Raw genomic sequence first — 13351 nt, 5'->3', positions numbered from 1 at the left:
CCAGCCGTGACAGAACTGAGCGCCATTGAGCAGACCTTTACCCAGGTAGCAGAGGACCTCCTGTCATGCCCAGAAGTGACAGTACTTTCCAGCAATCAAGGCCCTCTCCTGAATCGAGCCGGAAACGCACAGAAGGTGTTCGACCGGCTAGCGTCCTTAGGCTACGCCTCCCTCCCCGAGGTAATGCAGAGTTGCTTTATGCGCTTTCGGGAGTTCGGGGCTCACTGGCAAGCATCGGACCCCGAATCGGAGATAGGCGGAGAATTCAATCTGATCCACCTGTCCGAGACCATAAGAATGGGCCCGCCGCCATGGTCCGATCGCAGCGAGTGGAGCGCCGAAGAGCGGGACCTGTATTCCCAGTTTCGAATCTTTGACACACACTTGCAAAGCGGGTCCGGCACTCTGGGAAGTCTGAGGATGATGCCATTCGGAACGGCGCCAGAGGTGTGGTTCTACGACAACACCCGAGGCCCGTTCAAGTTGGACATGAGTTACTGCTCGTACCTTGACAATGTCCGAATCACCAAAGGCGGACACTATTGGCAGTACCTATTCTCCGATATATCTCTGACGGAGCCGGGTAACATATACATCGCAACCCACATACAAAAACTTCTCGACTTCTTGCAATCCGCTTTCCCGCACGTCGATTACGAACCTCTCCTCGATCGCCTTTCTCTAAAAACCTCGCATTGAACCTCTTTCACAGCACTGCATCTATCGGCCTTGGTGATGGCCGACACGATGAAGCATTCCCCTCAACGCCGGAACGGCTGTCTCGCCGGCACCGGCTTGGCCCCTTCGGCCCCTGATCCTCAGGCCGGGCCCTGACGGTGTCGCTCGACCGGCGATGGAACACGATGCAGCCCACACCAGCGCACGAAAGCGAGCAACTTCATGACGGAGCCCGCTCCGATGGACCTTATCCACCCCGCCGGTCTGGACGAGGGCCGCTGCATCGTCCGCGTCACGGGACGGGTCCAGCCGGGCGTGCTGACCGGCCACGACACACCCTGCACGCGGACGTGCTCGCCTCCGCGAGTTTCGTCGACGCCCGGCTCGACCTTTACCTCTTCCCGCATGACCTGGACTCCTGGGAGCAGGTCCAATCTGCGTCCCGGCCGGACAGCCGGCATCGGCCAAGAGCGCGGCCTGAGCCTCGACATCCACATGCACGAAGACGGCTGGCTGTCGATCCAGGTGAGCGACCCGGACCGCCTGACGACGGTTCTGGGGGCGCGGCCCCAGGGAGACTGGATCGCTGAGCACCGCGGGCGCCTGGAACAGGTCCGGCTGGCCTGGACCCGCGAAGTCATCGAGACGACCGCGGGAGCCTACGAGTGGAGCCCCGACCGCAAGCGGTGATCACCTGTCCAAGCCGCCGACATCACGCAGTCAAGTTCAGTACTTGCCACCAACGGCGCGCGAAGCACGGTGGATGTCACCGGCTTCGGCGTCCTGCGGGTCCCCTGAACTACTCAGGGCACCGGCATGGATATCAACAACTCCGTCGCCCTTGTCACCGGAGCCCGCGGCCTGGGCCGCGCCTTCGCCCAGCGCCTGCTCGAACGCGGCGCCCACAAGGTCTACGCGACGGCCCGCCGGCCGGATTCCGTGGACCTGCCCGGGGTCGAGGTGCTGCCCCTCGACGTATCCGATCCCGCATCCGTGCGGGCCGCCGCTGTCGCCGCCCCGGACGTCTCACTACTCATCAACAACGCGGGAATCACTACGGGGGCCGGCCTGGTGACCGGTTCGCTGGACGCGGTGCGGCAGGAGCTGGAGACCAACATGTTCGGTCACCTGGGAATCATCCGGGAGTTCGCGCAGGCGCTCGCCAGGAACGGCGGGGGCGCGATCGTCAACGTCCTCTCCGCCATGTAGTGGTTGGGGGGCGCCGGCGCCAATGCCTACCACCTGAGCAAGGCCGCCGCCTGGGCCATGACCAACGGCGTCCGCCTTGAGCTCGCCGGGCAGAGCACCCTCGTCACAGCGGTACACCTCGGCCTGGCCGACACCGACATGGCGGCGGGCCGGCCCGTGGACGAGATCACTCCGTCGGACCTGGCCGACGCGGCACTCGACGATGTCGAGGCGGGCTCCGCCGAGGTCCTCGCCGACCGGTGGAGCCGGGACGTGAAGTCCCGGCTGCCGCTGGCGCCGGAAGAGTCCAACGCCGCGATGGACCGCGCCCTGGCGGCGCTGACTGCGGTCTGAGGGGCCCTCGGGCCCCTCAGACCGCAGTCGCGGATCTTCATGGTGTGGCCTCGCGTCCGCGGCGGTAGTGGCAGCCCTGGGCGCGGGCCCGGTGTCGGCCACGCCATGGGGCCGGCGCAGGCGAGGGGCGTATGGGCCGTTCGTATATGCGGCGGGTTCCGGTGACGCGGACAAGGCCGGACGGCGGCACCGGCTGCGGGCTGGAGAGGCGGTAGCAGACCGGTTCGCCGGTGGTGCGGTTGCGCCGGAGGCGAGGGCGTTCTGCGGGGGTCGAACACGTCGGAAACGGCCCCCTGCAGCACGGGATCGCTCACGCCGTCCCCTCGCCGTCACCCGCGTCCGCCCGCAGGAAGTCCTCCACCACCCGGATCAGGTCGAGCGGCGCCTCGTCCATCGCGTAGTGGCCGCAGGACGGCAGCTCGACGAGCACGCCGCGCGGGAACCACCGCATCCAGGTCGCCCGCTGAACCGCGGCGGAGAGCGCCGGATCGAGCGCTCCCACGATCGCCAGGGCCTCGACCGGCGATCCTTCGATGCGGTCGTGGAAAGCCTCGCCCGCCCAGGAGTCCAGCCAGGCGCGGAACGCCCGCTCGTCACTGCACCGGACCGAGCGCCGGACCATGCGGTCCAGCCAGGCCGCCGGACGCCGGCCTCCTGTGGTGAAGTCCAGGATGATCCGCCGGTTCTCCGGACTCGCCGCCGCGCCGGAGAACAACTCCCACTGCTCGGGCGACAGCGGCAGGCCGGACGCGGGGACCGGCGAGATGCCCACGAGCCGGCGCACCCGGTGCGGTGCGGCGGCCAGCACCCGTTGAATGACGGAGCCGCCCATCGAGTGGCCGATCAGCGAGAAGCGCTCCCAGCCCAGCCGGTCGGCAAGCGCGAGCACGTCCGCCGCACCCTCGGCCGTCGTGTACGAACCGGCGACGCCCCTGGCCTCGCCGTACCCCCGCAGGTCCGCCACGGCGTACTGGAAGGCGCCGGGGTCGAGGTCGCGCACCACCGGGTCGTACGCCGAGCGGTCGGCGAACCAGCCGTGCAGCGCGATCACCTTGTGCGGGCCCTCGCCATACAGCGTGTGGGGCAGAACTCCTCCAGGCAGAGCAGACAACGCGCTCACACCGGCTCCCGTCTCCGTGGGCATCGGTCCAGCCGGTCATCGACAACCCGGCTCCGACCACGGTGGCTCCCCGGCCAGTTCCGCGCAAGGGTGACACCCGTGTCCGGGTTGCGGGCCCGCCTCCTCGGGTCAGAAAGTCAGCAGGTCCATATACGGCCCGAACTCCGAAGCCAGGGTCAGCCGGCCAAGCTTCTGGTACTCCCGCTGGACCGCATGGATCAGCGTCGCCATCGTCACCGCGCCCCCTGTGTCCGCCGCCAGGTACGCCGCCGTCACCGCGATCGAGCGGATGTTGCCGCCCGCCAGCTCGAAGTTCTCGGCGCAGAACGGGAGATCCAGGTCCGCGGCGCGGGGGAGCACCGGCCCCAGGCAGCGGTCCCAGAGGACCAGGCGCTGTTCCGGGTCCGGGACCGGGAAGTCGATGACCAGGTCCAGGCGGCGGGTGAAGGCGTCGTCCAGGTTGGCGCGGAGGTTGGTGGCGAGGATGGCCAGGCCGTCGAAGGACTCCATGCGCTGGAGGAGGTACGCGCTCTCCACGTTCGCGTAGCGGTCGTGCGCGTCCTTCACGTCCGAGCGCTTCCCGAAGATCGCGTCCGCCTCGTCGAAGAGCAGGACCCCGTTGACCCCCGCGGCCTCCGTGAAGATGCGTTCCAGGTTCTTCTCGGTCTCGCCCACGTACTTGTCGATCACCGTCGCCAGGTCGACCGTGTAGAGGTCGAGACCGAGGTCGGCCGCGATCACCTCGGCCGACATGGTCTTGCCCGTGCCGGAGTCCCCCGCGAAGAGCGCCGAGACCCCGCGCCCCCGGCCCCCGCCCGGCCGCATCGCCCACTCCCCCAGCACCCGGTCCCGGTGCCGGGCGCGGGCGGTCAGCTCGCGGAGCTGGGCGTGGGCGTCGGGCGGGAGGACCAGGTCGTCCCAGGTCACCGTGGGTTCGATGCGGCGGGCCAGGCGGTCCAGGCCGGCCGCGTTCTGGGCGCGGGCCCCCTGGCGTAGGTGGTCCGGGGTGAGGGTCCCGCCGTCGAGCCGGGCCGTCTGCGCGGCGCTCCGGGCCGCCCCCCGGACCTGCTCGGGGGTGAGCAGGAAGGGTGCCAGCAGGTGGTCGGGGTCGACGCCGGCGGGCACATCGCCCGACCCCGTGCGCCGGTACGCCGCGCTCCACAGCGCCCCGCGCGCCGACGGCTCCACCCTCGGGGCGTGCACGAGCAGCGGCGGCACCGTGGACCAGGACGCGTCCCACGGCACCCGGCCCACCATCACCGTCGGGACCGGGGTGGCCGTCAGCAGCCGCAGCAGGTGCGGGTGTTCGCGGGACACCGCGTCCAGCGGCGCGCACACCAGGCCCGCCCCGGTCAGCCGCGCCTCGCGGACCAGGGCCCGTACGGCGTCGGCGGGGGCCGGGTCGGCCGCCAGGCGGGCGAGGTCCACGCCCAGGACGCTCCGGCCCGCCCGCTCCAGCGCCGACGCGGCCAGGGCCGTGCCCGCACCGCCCTGGTCCTCGCTCAGGTAGACCAGCGGGACGCCGCCGGCCAGGACCCGGGCCAGAGCCGCCGGGTTGCCCACATCACCGGCCGCCTCCCAGGGCGCCGTGACGTCCGCGATGCGTGGGTCCCTCGTGTCGTCGCCGAGCAGGTGCGCCGTGACCCGGTCCGGCACGCGGAGCGCCCGGCTGAGGAACGGGCGGTCCAGGTCCTCGGCCAGCAGCAGCCCGGCGTCCCGGAGCGGGGCGGCCGCGGCCAGCCGGCCGCGCGCGACGGCGTCGGCCGGCGACACCCCGCACAGGCCGAGGGCCAGGCCAATGGACGGGCGCCGGCGGGTCACATCGTCGTTGAGGTACCCGTAGAACGCCTCGAAGCGGTCGTCCAGGTCCGGTACGAGCGCGATGAGCAGGATCTCGGTGTCGAGCCGGGTGAGACCGAATTCCGTTTCCAGCGCGGTGAGCCGGGACGGCCCGGCGGCCTCGCCCTCCTCCCCCACCGGGTCCGGGAACCCCCGCGCCCCCTCCTCGTTCAGCAGTCGCGCGATGTTCTCGTCGCTCAGGTACAGGCCCCGGAACTCGTCCTCCGGGTCCGGATCCGTGCGCTGCCGGACCTCCACCGCACGGCGGACGCGTTGCTCGACGGCCGTCGCCCTGGCGAGGAGGTGGCGCAGGTTCGGGTCGTCGTCGGGGTGGCCCGGGGACGTCATGCGGTGGGGCCCTCCTCGACGGCCGCGGCAGCGGTCTCTCCGGCCGCGCGCTTCTCCGTGATCCGCAGCCCCAGGCCGCGACGCGCCGCGGAGGCTGCGGGCACCTCCCGTACCGGACGGCCGGGGCGGCTTCCGTACACCGGCAGACCGGCCCGCACCGGCTCCGGGACGTCCGGCATGTCGCCGAACCGTGCGTGCAGGCCCTCGTCGCCGACCGGCGGTCCCGCAGGGTACGTCGGCGAGGCCGTCACCGGCACGCTCACCACCAGGTCGAGCGACGGCTTCAGCTCACCGCCGAGCGCGCTCCACACGTCGGCGAAGGAACGGTCCTCCGGCGGGGGCAGGGCGATCGACATCGGGACGGCGGCCCCGATCTCGGCGAGCGATCCGGCCAGCCGCTCCGGGGGCAGCGCCTCGTACGCGAGGAGGCAGGCGAGCAGCGAGGAGAGCAGGCGGTGTTCGTCCTCCGGGCGCTTGGTCCACGCGGTGATCAGGTACGAGAGCTTGAAGTAGCGCGGCGGGCGGCGCCGCGCCACGACGGCGCCGCGTTCGTCGTACTCGTTGTGCAGACCGCGCTCGCGCCGCCGCATGTCCTCGCGGATGTCGTACAGGTAGAGGTTGACCATGGGGGCGTTGACCTTGGCGGCCCACTCCCGGGTGGGGGCGTCGAAGACGACCGTGATCTGGCCACCGCCGAGCACCTCCGCCCGGATCAGGGACCGGAGTACGTCGTCCACCTCGTGGATCACCTGGTGCCCGCCCCTCTCACGTACGGCCCTTGAAGTCCGGTGGCTGAAGGTTGCGCTGGACCACCAGGACGGGCTTCTGGAGCCGTGGCAGCCCGGCGATGTCCGCGCGCAGGACGCGGGGGCCGAGGGTGTCCTTGCGCAGCACCAGGACCTGCACCTCGAAGGTGCCGTCGCGGCCCACGCGTACACCGGTGCGGTCGGCCGTGATGCCGGTGTTCCAGGTCAGGAGTACGGTCTCGCCCGGCGGGTAGTCCTTGCCGCGCGCCACGACGGGCTGGCCGGGTTTGGCGACCTGCGGGGTGACGGTGAGGGAGGGCTTGAGGACGCGCAGCCGGGCCGTGTCCTGGTTGTTGACGGGGCGCAGGTCGCCCAGATTGCCGCTCACGGTGGCGCGTACGTCCCCGGTGACCGGCGCACGGTACGTGCCGGTCCGGGTCACCTCGATCCGTCCGCCGGGCGGGATGGTGCAGGGGGCGGCGGCCGTGCAGCGGCTGAGGGAGGTCACGGTGCGGTCCTTCGCCTTGCCGGGCTTCGGCCAGCTCGTGGCGAGGACGACGTCCCTGGCGGTGTCCGGGCCCGCGTTGGTCACGGTGAAGCGGGCGTGGGCCCGGCGGCCGATGTACGTACGGCCGGGGCTGACGTCCACCTGAACGGCGACGTCCGTCGCGGGTGGCGGGGGCAGCGGCGGCGGGGGCGGGTCCAGCACCCGGAATGCGGCGGTGTCGGTGGCGGTGTTCCCCGCCGTGTCCGTGGCCGTGCAGGTGACCGTGGTCGAGCCGATCGGAAAGAGGGAGCCGGACGCGGGGGTGCAGGTGACCGGGAGGCGGCCGTCCTGGGCGTCCCTGGCGGTCGCCCAGTAGCTGATCCTCGTACCGTCCTCGTCGTCCGCCCGGGCGATGCGGTCGTCCACGGCGACGACGGGCGCGTCGACGTCGTTCACGTCGATGGTGATCTGCTGCTGGAAGTCGGGGTCGGGCGCGGCCGTGGGGGCGAGTCTGTCGGTGCCCGGGATCTGGGGGCCGAGCAGGAACTGGACGGTGCAAGTGAGCCGTGCGCCCTGCGGGGCGTCGGCCGCGACGTCGATGGTCTCGGCGAAGTGCGTTGTGTCGCCGCTGGTCACCCGGCGGGTGGGCGGGTCGAGCGCGACGGTGAGGTAGGGGCTGCAGTCGCTGAGCTGGTGGCCGACGGAGGTGGGGAGGTTGTCCATGCCGTCGACGATGGCCTGGGCGACCTCGTCGCCCTGGATGCCTTCGAGGAGCCGGCCCTGGGTGGCTTCGATGATGCGGGTGGCCTGGCCCGCCTTGGTCGGCGGTTTCTCGACCTGGTCGGGGTAGTCGGGGTTGTGCGCGTTGCCGGTGCCGTTGAGCCCGTCGCCGAGCGCGCTGTCCACGTCGACGCCGACCACCCGGACGCCCTTGTCCTGGAGGGCGAAGATCGTGTCGTCGATGGTGTGCCCGGCGCTCGGTGCGTGGCTGGAGGCGTCGCTGACCAGCACGATCACCGGGTTGGAGCCCTCACGGAAGACCGTCTTGCCACCGGCACCGTTGGCGATCTGCCAGAGACCGTTGATCCAGTCCTCGGACGGGCCCATGCTGTAGGCGCCCCGGTCCGTCTTCAGCTCGTTCACGCCGGCCTGCACCTTGACGAGGTCGTCCGTCAGTCCCTGGAGGACCTCGAATTCTCCTCCTGTGGGGTCGAATTGCTGGTCGCCGAAGGTAGCGACGGCGAAACGCGACTCGGGCTGTTCCGCCAGTACCTTCTTGGTGATGGCCGACAGGTTCGTCTGCACGTCGGTGATGGGCTTCTCCATGCTCCCCGTGCCGTCCACCAGCAGGACGACCTCGGGTTTCGGCGGGATCGCCGGCGTACGTACCGACTTGTCGACACCGGTCGAGCCGCCCGGGTCGAGCGCTTCGTGCACGGTCGCCGGGGTGACCCACGGGTCCGGAGGCACGGGCACGGCGGGGGCGGCGCCGGCCGAGCCCGAGCCGGGGACGAACGCGGTGGCCAGCAGGAGCAGGGCGAGCGCCGTGGACCGGCGCGCGCCGGGCAGTCCGGGTGGGCGTCCCGCCGGCCGAATCCACCGCACAGCTTCTCTCCCCCGCACCCGGACCTCCCACCGAAGAACAGCGCCCACACGGTCCCCCGTGTGCGCTTCGCGCACAGCGGGAAGGCAGCCCTTTCGGCGGGTAGCGCCCGCTGCCCTTTGGGGCAGCCGCCCGGACCGCGTGGGTCCGGGCCGCTCTCAGATCAGGCCCTGGCGCATCGCGTACGCCACCGCGTGGGAGCGGTTGCGCAGTTGGAGCCGGGTCATCACGGAGTGCAGGACGTTCTTGATGGTGCGTTCGGAGTAGGCGAGCTTCGTGGCGATGTCGGCGGTGTCGTAGCCCTCGGCGACCAGGCGCAGAACGTCCACCTCGCGGGCGGCGAGTCCGGTGAAGTGCAGGCCGCGCGGTGCGAGGACCTGGCCCTGGAGCCGGCCCACCTCCGCGAGGAGCCGGCCGAGGAGGTCGGAGGGGAGGTGTCCATCGCCCCGGGCGACCGTCTCGATGACGTGCACCAGGTGCTCGGGTGTCGATTCGGCCCGCCTGATGACCCCGACGACCCCGCATTCCGCGGCGCTCACCAGCTTCTGTTCGTCGATGTCCCTGGTGACGAGCACGGCGCGGGAGTCGGTGGTCCGCTGGATGTGCCGCAGTGTCGTCAGCAGGTCCTCCTCCACGGCGTCCACGACCATGACGACGACATCGGGCCAGGGGCCCTCCTCGTTCCAGTCCACGACGTTCACTTCGGGCCGCGCCCTCAACTGGCTGGCCACTCCGGCTTGCGAGATCGGGTCCTGGGCCCGTAACGCGACAGTGGTGCGCTCCATGTCGTGCTCCCCCTGTGTGACGGCCGGAAGCACTACTGGCACACGCCTCGCAGCCGTGTTCGTGCGCCTCATCGGTATGGAGGCGGACAGAAGATGCCCCGGTTCGTCGAGGAGGAAACCGGATGGCTTGGCCGGGGCACCGGATGTGCCCGAAAGTGTTCCTTCACGGCCGGTGTACGACGTGGGCGGCGACTTTACCGTCCGCGGTATGAGTCTCACGGCAAGCCTCGACGCGTCCACCGTCAGCGCCGCACCGGGCGCCGAGACGGCTGTCCCCCTTCAGGTCCGCAACTCCGGCCGGACCGTCGAGGAGTACCGCTTCGAGGTGGTCGGTGCGTGTGCCGCCTGGGCGGCGGTGGAGCCGGCCGTGCTGTCCCTCTACCCGGGCGACTCGGGCACCGTGTCGCTCATGCTGCGGCCGCCCCGTGACGCGACGGTTCCGGCGGGCGAGACGCCGTTCGGGGTGCGGGTGGTGCCGACCGGTGAGCAGGGCGAGACGGTGGTGCCCGAGGGCCGGGTGACCGTGCTGCCGTTCACCGGGACGACGGCCGAGCTGGTCCCGCGTGGTTCGCACGGCGCGCTGGCCGGACGCCACCAGCTGGCGGTGGACAACCGGGGCAACACCCCGGTCACGGTGCGCCTCGGCGCCCAGCCCGGGACGGAGCGGGCACGCGTCGTCTTCGCCGTGCCCGAGCTTCACGTGGCGCCCGGCAAAGCGGAGTTCGCGCGGCTTCGGGTGCGTCCCGTCAAGCGGATGTGGCGCGGCACACCGGTCACGCACCCCTTCCAGGTGTTCGCCGCGACGCAGGTGGCCGAGGGAGAGGACCCGGTGGAACCGGTCCTCGTGGACGGCAGTTACGAGCAGGAGCCCCTGCTCCCCCGCTGGCTGCCCCGCGCCCTGATCACCGCGGCCGTCCTGGTGCTCGCCCTGGTCGGCCTCTGGTACGCGCTGCTGCGCCCGGCCGTGAAGTCGGCGGCGCGGGAGGCGGTCACCCCCGAGGCGGTGCGCTCGGCCGCCGCGGCCGACAAGAGCAAGGCGCCGGAGCAGGGCGGCTCGGGTGGTTCCGGGGCGGGCGGGGGCGATTCCGCCGGGAGTGGTTCGGGCGGGGGCGGCGGCGAGTCGAAGCCCACGCCGAGCCCGAGCCCGTCGGCGGCGGCCGACGCGGGAGCGGCGACACCGACCAGCGCGCAGGTCAGGGTGCAGGACTCGCTGGGCGGCGGCACGAACGCGGGGACGGCGCTCACCGTGCCGGCCGGGAAGACGTTCCAGCTGACCGACATCGTGGTCCAGAACCCGCAGGGCGACGCCGGGACGCTGGTCGTCTCCGCGGGCAGCGGGACCCGGGTACTGAGCCTGGGTCTGGAGAATTTCCGGGACTCCGACTACCACTTCGTGACGCCGATCGTGGTCCCGGCGGGCGGCAAGGTCACCATGACCATCGACTGCCGCAAGGTGGGCAAGCCGGTGGGCGCCCAGGCGCCCGCGCGGTGCGCGGAGTCGATGTTCCTGGGCGGCACCATGCGTGCCGCCCAGGCCGACTGACGGCGGCCCCGTCAGGCGGGGCTCTCCTCTTCCTCTTCCGGGCTCTTCTCCTCCGCGCGTTGCACGAACGAGCCCTGGACGTCGGCGGGCTGCTCGTCCTCGTCCTCCGTGGCCGCGCGCTGGACGGCGGGCGCCGCCGCGGAGGGCGCGGTGGTGGGGGCCGCCTGGGGGACCGGGGCCGGGTCGGAGAGCACCCGGTCGGCGTTGGCGACGGCCTCGCGTTCGAAGCGGTCGGAGGGGTCGCTGACCCGGATGCCGCCGGGCGCCTCGGTGCCTTCGACGGGCCCGCTGCGCTGCTGGATGACATGGGTCAGCTCGTGCGCCAGGGTGGTACGGCCCTGGGGCGAGGTGGGGTCGTAGGCGTCCCGCTGGAAGACGACGTTGTTGCCCACGGTGTAGGCGTGCGCGCCGACGCCCTTCGCCGATTCGTGCGCGGCCGAGTCGTTGTGGATGCGTACGTCGGAGAAGTCGGCTCCCATCCGGTTCTCCAGGTCCACCCGGGTCTCGGTGTCGAGGGGGGTGCCGCCGCCGGAGGAGACGACGTCGTGCACGGGCGAGCGCGGTTGCGCCTCCTCGGCCTGCTCCGGTGCCGCCGCCCGGGCGCGCTGGAGCACCGGTCCGAGCGCGGCGTTGCCGACCGTGCGCTGGAGGACGCCCATGCCCGCGGTGCCCACCACGTCGGTCCGGCCGGTGGCGGCGGCCCGGAAGAGGTGGTGGGCGTCGGAGGCGGCGGGCGCCTCGGCCGTCGCGTCGCGCGGGGGGCCGGCCGCCGGCCGCTCATGGTCCTCCCCGGTCTCCAGGGGCTTCGCATGGTGCTCGTGCTCGTGGTCATGGTCCTGTGCGTTCACCGTCATCTCCCCTGACCGCACCGGGGCGGCCTCGGCGGACCGCCCGCTCCTGCCGGCCTTCCACCCTGGGGGACGCGTCGCTGCCCCGTCCAGCCCGGTCCCGTCCGGTGCGGGGCACGGCGGGGTGCCTCTTCGGGCAGCGGGGCGGTCCGGAAGGCCGCCGGCGGGGCTGCGGGGAACCGGTCAGGATTCGAGAAGCGCGGCGTCGGACCCGTGCCTAGCATGATCTTCATGGACATCACCATTCACACCAGCTTCCTCCCGCACGACGACCCGGAGGAGTCCCTCGCGTTCTACCGCGACACGCTCGGCTTCGAGGTCCGCAACGACGTCGGCCAGGGCAAGATGCGCTGGATCACCGTCGGCCCGAAGGACCAGCCGAGCACCTCCATCCTGCTGGCGCCGCCGGCCGCGGACCCGGGGGTCACGGACGACGAGCGGCGCACCATCACCGAGATGATGGCCAAGGGCACCTACGGCTGGATCCTGCTCGCCACCCGCGACCTGGACGCCACCTTCGAGAAGGTCCAGGCAGGTGACGCGGAGGTGGTCCAGGAGCCGACCGAGCAGCCGTACGGCATCCGCGACTGCGCGTTCCGCGACCCGGCGGGCAACCTGGTCCGCATCCAGGAACTGCGCTAGGGCCGAAGGCTTACGGTCCCGTGACGTGCCGTCTCCAAGGCACGTGACGGGACCGTGCACGTCCTAGCGTGGCCCGCATGCGCGTACTTGTCACCGGCGGTGCCGGGTTCATCGGTTCGGAGATCGTCCGCGGTCTCGCCTCGGCCGGGCACGAGGCGGTGGTGCTCGACGCACTGCTCCCCTCGGCACACGGCCCCTTTGCGCACCATCCGGCCGGAGGTGACGACGGGCGGTTGATCGTCGCCGACGTACGGGACCGCGGGGCCGTGGACCGTGCGCTGTACGGCGTCGACGCGGTGTGCCACCAGGCGGCGATGGTCGGCCTGGGCAAGGACTTCGCGGACGCCCCGGAGTACGTGGGGTGCAACGACCTCGGCACCGCCGTCCTGCTCGCCGCGATGGCCGGGGCCGGGGTGCGGAGCCTGGTGCTCGCCGGGTCGATGGTCGTGTACGGCGAGGGCCGTTACGCGTGTACGCGCCACGGCACCGTCCGCCCAGGGCCCCGCGACGCGGCCGACCTGGCGGCGGGCCGCTTCGAGCCGCGCTGCCCGGACTGCGGGGCGGCACTGGTCCCCGGGCTCGTGGGGGAGGACGCGCCGGCCGACCCGCGCAACGTGTACGCCGCGACGAAGCTGGCGCAGGAGCATCTCGCCGCGTCCTGGGCACGGGCGACGGGCGGGACCGCGGTCGCGCTGCGCTACCACAACGTGTACGGGCCCGGGATGCCCCGGGACACGCCGTACGCGGGTGTCGCGTCGTTCTTCCGGTCGGCGCTGGCCCGGGGCGAGGCGCCGCGCGTCTTCGAGGACGGCGGGCAGCGGCGCGACTTCATCCATGTACGCGATGTGGCCGCCGCGAACACGGTGGCGCTGGAGGCCGTCGGCGTCCGCACTCCCGGCAGCTTCGCGGCGTACAACACCGGGAGCGGAGAGCCGCACACCATCGGCGAGATGGCGGGGGCGCTGGCGGCGGCCCACGGCGGTCCGGCGCCGGTGGTGACCGGTGAGTTCCGGCTCGGGGACGTACGCCATGTGACGGCGGACTCGCGGCGGCTGCGCGAGGAACTGGGCTGGCGGCCCGCCGTGGGGTTCGCCGAGGGCATGGCCGATTTCGCGGCGGCGCCGCTGCGGGAGACCGGGGCGGGGCTGCCGGCCTGATCCCGGCCGAACG

General features: G+C 72.0%; 11 protein-coding genes and 2 pseudogenes. 7 read left to right on the top strand and 6 right to left on the bottom strand.

From position 1 onward, the window contains the following. The first annotated feature begins 6 nt into the window (after positions 1 to 6). From ACLQ2N_RS20700 to ACLQ2N_RS20685, 4 genes and pseudogenes are all read left to right on the top strand, one after another. The gene (locus tag ACLQ2N_RS20700; RefSeq protein ID WP_425815108.1) at positions 7 to 699 is read left to right on the top strand and encodes a hypothetical protein; all 693 of its coding nucleotides are present in this window, start codon (positions 7 to 9) and stop codon (positions 697 to 699) included. Between the two features lie 164 nt (positions 700 to 863). After that, a pseudogene (locus tag ACLQ2N_RS20695) lies at positions 864 to 1061 on the top strand (hypothetical protein); the annotation flags it as partial. A 22-nt stretch (positions 1062 to 1083) separates the two neighbouring features. Beyond that, positions 1084 to 1368 (top strand): DUF5959 family protein, encoded by a 285-nt coding sequence (locus ACLQ2N_RS20690; RefSeq protein WP_425815776.1) that lies wholly within the window; start codon positions 1084 to 1086, stop codon positions 1366 to 1368. 126 nt (positions 1369 to 1494) lie between these two features. Beyond that, positions 1495 to 2220: pseudogene (locus ACLQ2N_RS20685) on the top strand (SDR family oxidoreductase). A gap of 310 nt (positions 2221 to 2530) precedes the next feature. Here ACLQ2N_RS20685 and ACLQ2N_RS20680 read toward each other — a convergent pair. From ACLQ2N_RS20680 to ACLQ2N_RS20660, 5 genes are all read right to left on the bottom strand, one after another. Beyond that, positions 2531 to 3364 (bottom strand): alpha/beta fold hydrolase, encoded by an 834-nt coding sequence (locus tag ACLQ2N_RS20680; protein ID WP_425815106.1) that lies wholly within the window; start codon positions 3362 to 3364, stop codon positions 2531 to 2533. Positions 3365 to 3469: 105 nt separating this feature from the next. Next, positions 3470 to 5527, bottom strand: coding sequence for an ATP-binding protein (locus ACLQ2N_RS20675; RefSeq protein WP_425815104.1), 2058 nt, complete (start codon positions 5525 to 5527; stop codon positions 3470 to 3472). Continuing rightward, positions 5524 to 6276 (bottom strand): DUF4255 domain-containing protein, encoded by a 753-nt coding sequence (locus ACLQ2N_RS20670; protein ID WP_425815102.1) that lies wholly within the window; start codon positions 6274 to 6276, stop codon positions 5524 to 5526. The genes ACLQ2N_RS20675 and ACLQ2N_RS20670 overlap by 4 nt, the downstream gene beginning before the upstream one ends. A 16-nt stretch (positions 6277 to 6292) precedes the next feature. After that, positions 6293 to 8365 (bottom strand): HYR domain-containing protein, encoded by a 2073-nt coding sequence (locus tag ACLQ2N_RS20665; protein WP_425815101.1) that lies wholly within the window; start codon positions 8363 to 8365, stop codon positions 6293 to 6295. A gap of 156 nt (positions 8366 to 8521) precedes the next feature. After that, a complete protein-coding gene (locus ACLQ2N_RS20660; protein ID WP_425815099.1) occupies positions 8522 to 9148 on the bottom strand; it encodes a response regulator transcription factor in 627 nt (208 codons plus the stop codon). Between the two features lie 208 nt (positions 9149 to 9356). Between ACLQ2N_RS20660 and ACLQ2N_RS20655 the strand changes: the two genes are divergently transcribed. Next, positions 9357 to 10691: a hypothetical protein gene (locus ACLQ2N_RS20655; protein ID WP_425815097.1), complete on the top strand. Its 1335-nt coding sequence runs from the start codon at positions 9357 to 9359 to the stop codon at positions 10689 to 10691. Between the two features lie 11 nt (positions 10692 to 10702). Here the strand turns inward: ACLQ2N_RS20655 and ACLQ2N_RS20650 are convergent, their stop codons facing one another. Further along, positions 10703 to 11545, bottom strand: coding sequence for a DUF4157 domain-containing protein (locus tag ACLQ2N_RS20650; protein WP_425815095.1), 843 nt, complete (start codon positions 11543 to 11545; stop codon positions 10703 to 10705). 225 nt (positions 11546 to 11770) lie between these two features. On the opposite strand from ACLQ2N_RS20650, the gene ACLQ2N_RS20645 reads away from it, so the two are divergent. Both ACLQ2N_RS20645 and ACLQ2N_RS20640 read left to right on the top strand, forming a co-directional pair. After that, a complete protein-coding gene (locus ACLQ2N_RS20645; RefSeq protein WP_073967342.1) occupies positions 11771 to 12181 on the top strand; it encodes a VOC family protein in 411 nt (136 codons plus the stop codon). A gap of 77 nt (positions 12182 to 12258) precedes the next feature. Further along, positions 12259 to 13338 carry an NAD-dependent epimerase/dehydratase family protein gene (locus ACLQ2N_RS20640; protein ID WP_425815092.1) on the top strand — a complete coding sequence of 360 codons (1080 nt, stop codon included), beginning with the start codon at positions 12259 to 12261 and terminating at the stop codon, positions 13336 to 13338. The last annotated feature ends 13 nt before the right edge of the window (positions 13339 to 13351 follow it).

The sequence above is a fragment of the Streptomyces sp. DT224 genome (assembly GCF_049844595.1).
Lineage (GTDB): Bacteria > Actinomycetota > Actinomycetes > Streptomycetales > Streptomycetaceae > Streptomyces.
Note: the sequence above shows the minus strand (reverse complement) of the source record. Positions and strands in the feature narration are given on the sequence as shown.

What these genes read in the sequence shown, in the direction of transcription:
- ACLQ2N_RS20645 (WP_073967342.1), top strand. Translation starts at nt 11,771, where the DNA reads ATGGACATCACCATTCACACCAGCTTCCTCCCGCACGACGACCCGGAG.
- ACLQ2N_RS20640 (WP_425815092.1), top strand. Translation starts at nt 12,259, where the DNA reads ATGCGCGTACTTGTCACCGGCGGTGCCGGGTTCATCGGTTCGGAGATC.
- ACLQ2N_RS20690 (WP_425815776.1), top strand. Translation starts at nt 1,084, where the DNA reads ATGACCTGGACTCCTGGGAGCAGGTCCAATCTGCGTCCCGGCCGGACA.
- ACLQ2N_RS20680 (WP_425815106.1), bottom strand. Translation starts at nt 3,364, where the DNA reads ATGCCCACGGAGACGGGAGCCGGTGTGAGCGCGTTGTCTGCTCTGCCT.
- ACLQ2N_RS20655 (WP_425815097.1), top strand. Translation starts at nt 9,357, where the DNA reads ATGAGTCTCACGGCAAGCCTCGACGCGTCCACCGTCAGCGCCGCACCG.
- ACLQ2N_RS20675 (WP_425815104.1), bottom strand. Translation starts at nt 5,527, where the DNA reads ATGACGTCCCCGGGCCACCCCGACGACGACCCGAACCTGCGCCACCTC.
- ACLQ2N_RS20660 (WP_425815099.1), bottom strand. Translation starts at nt 9,148, where the DNA reads ATGGAGCGCACCACTGTCGCGTTACGGGCCCAGGACCCGATCTCGCAA.
- ACLQ2N_RS20650 (WP_425815095.1), bottom strand. Translation starts at nt 11,545, where the DNA reads ATGACGGTGAACGCACAGGACCATGACCACGAGCACGAGCACCATGCG.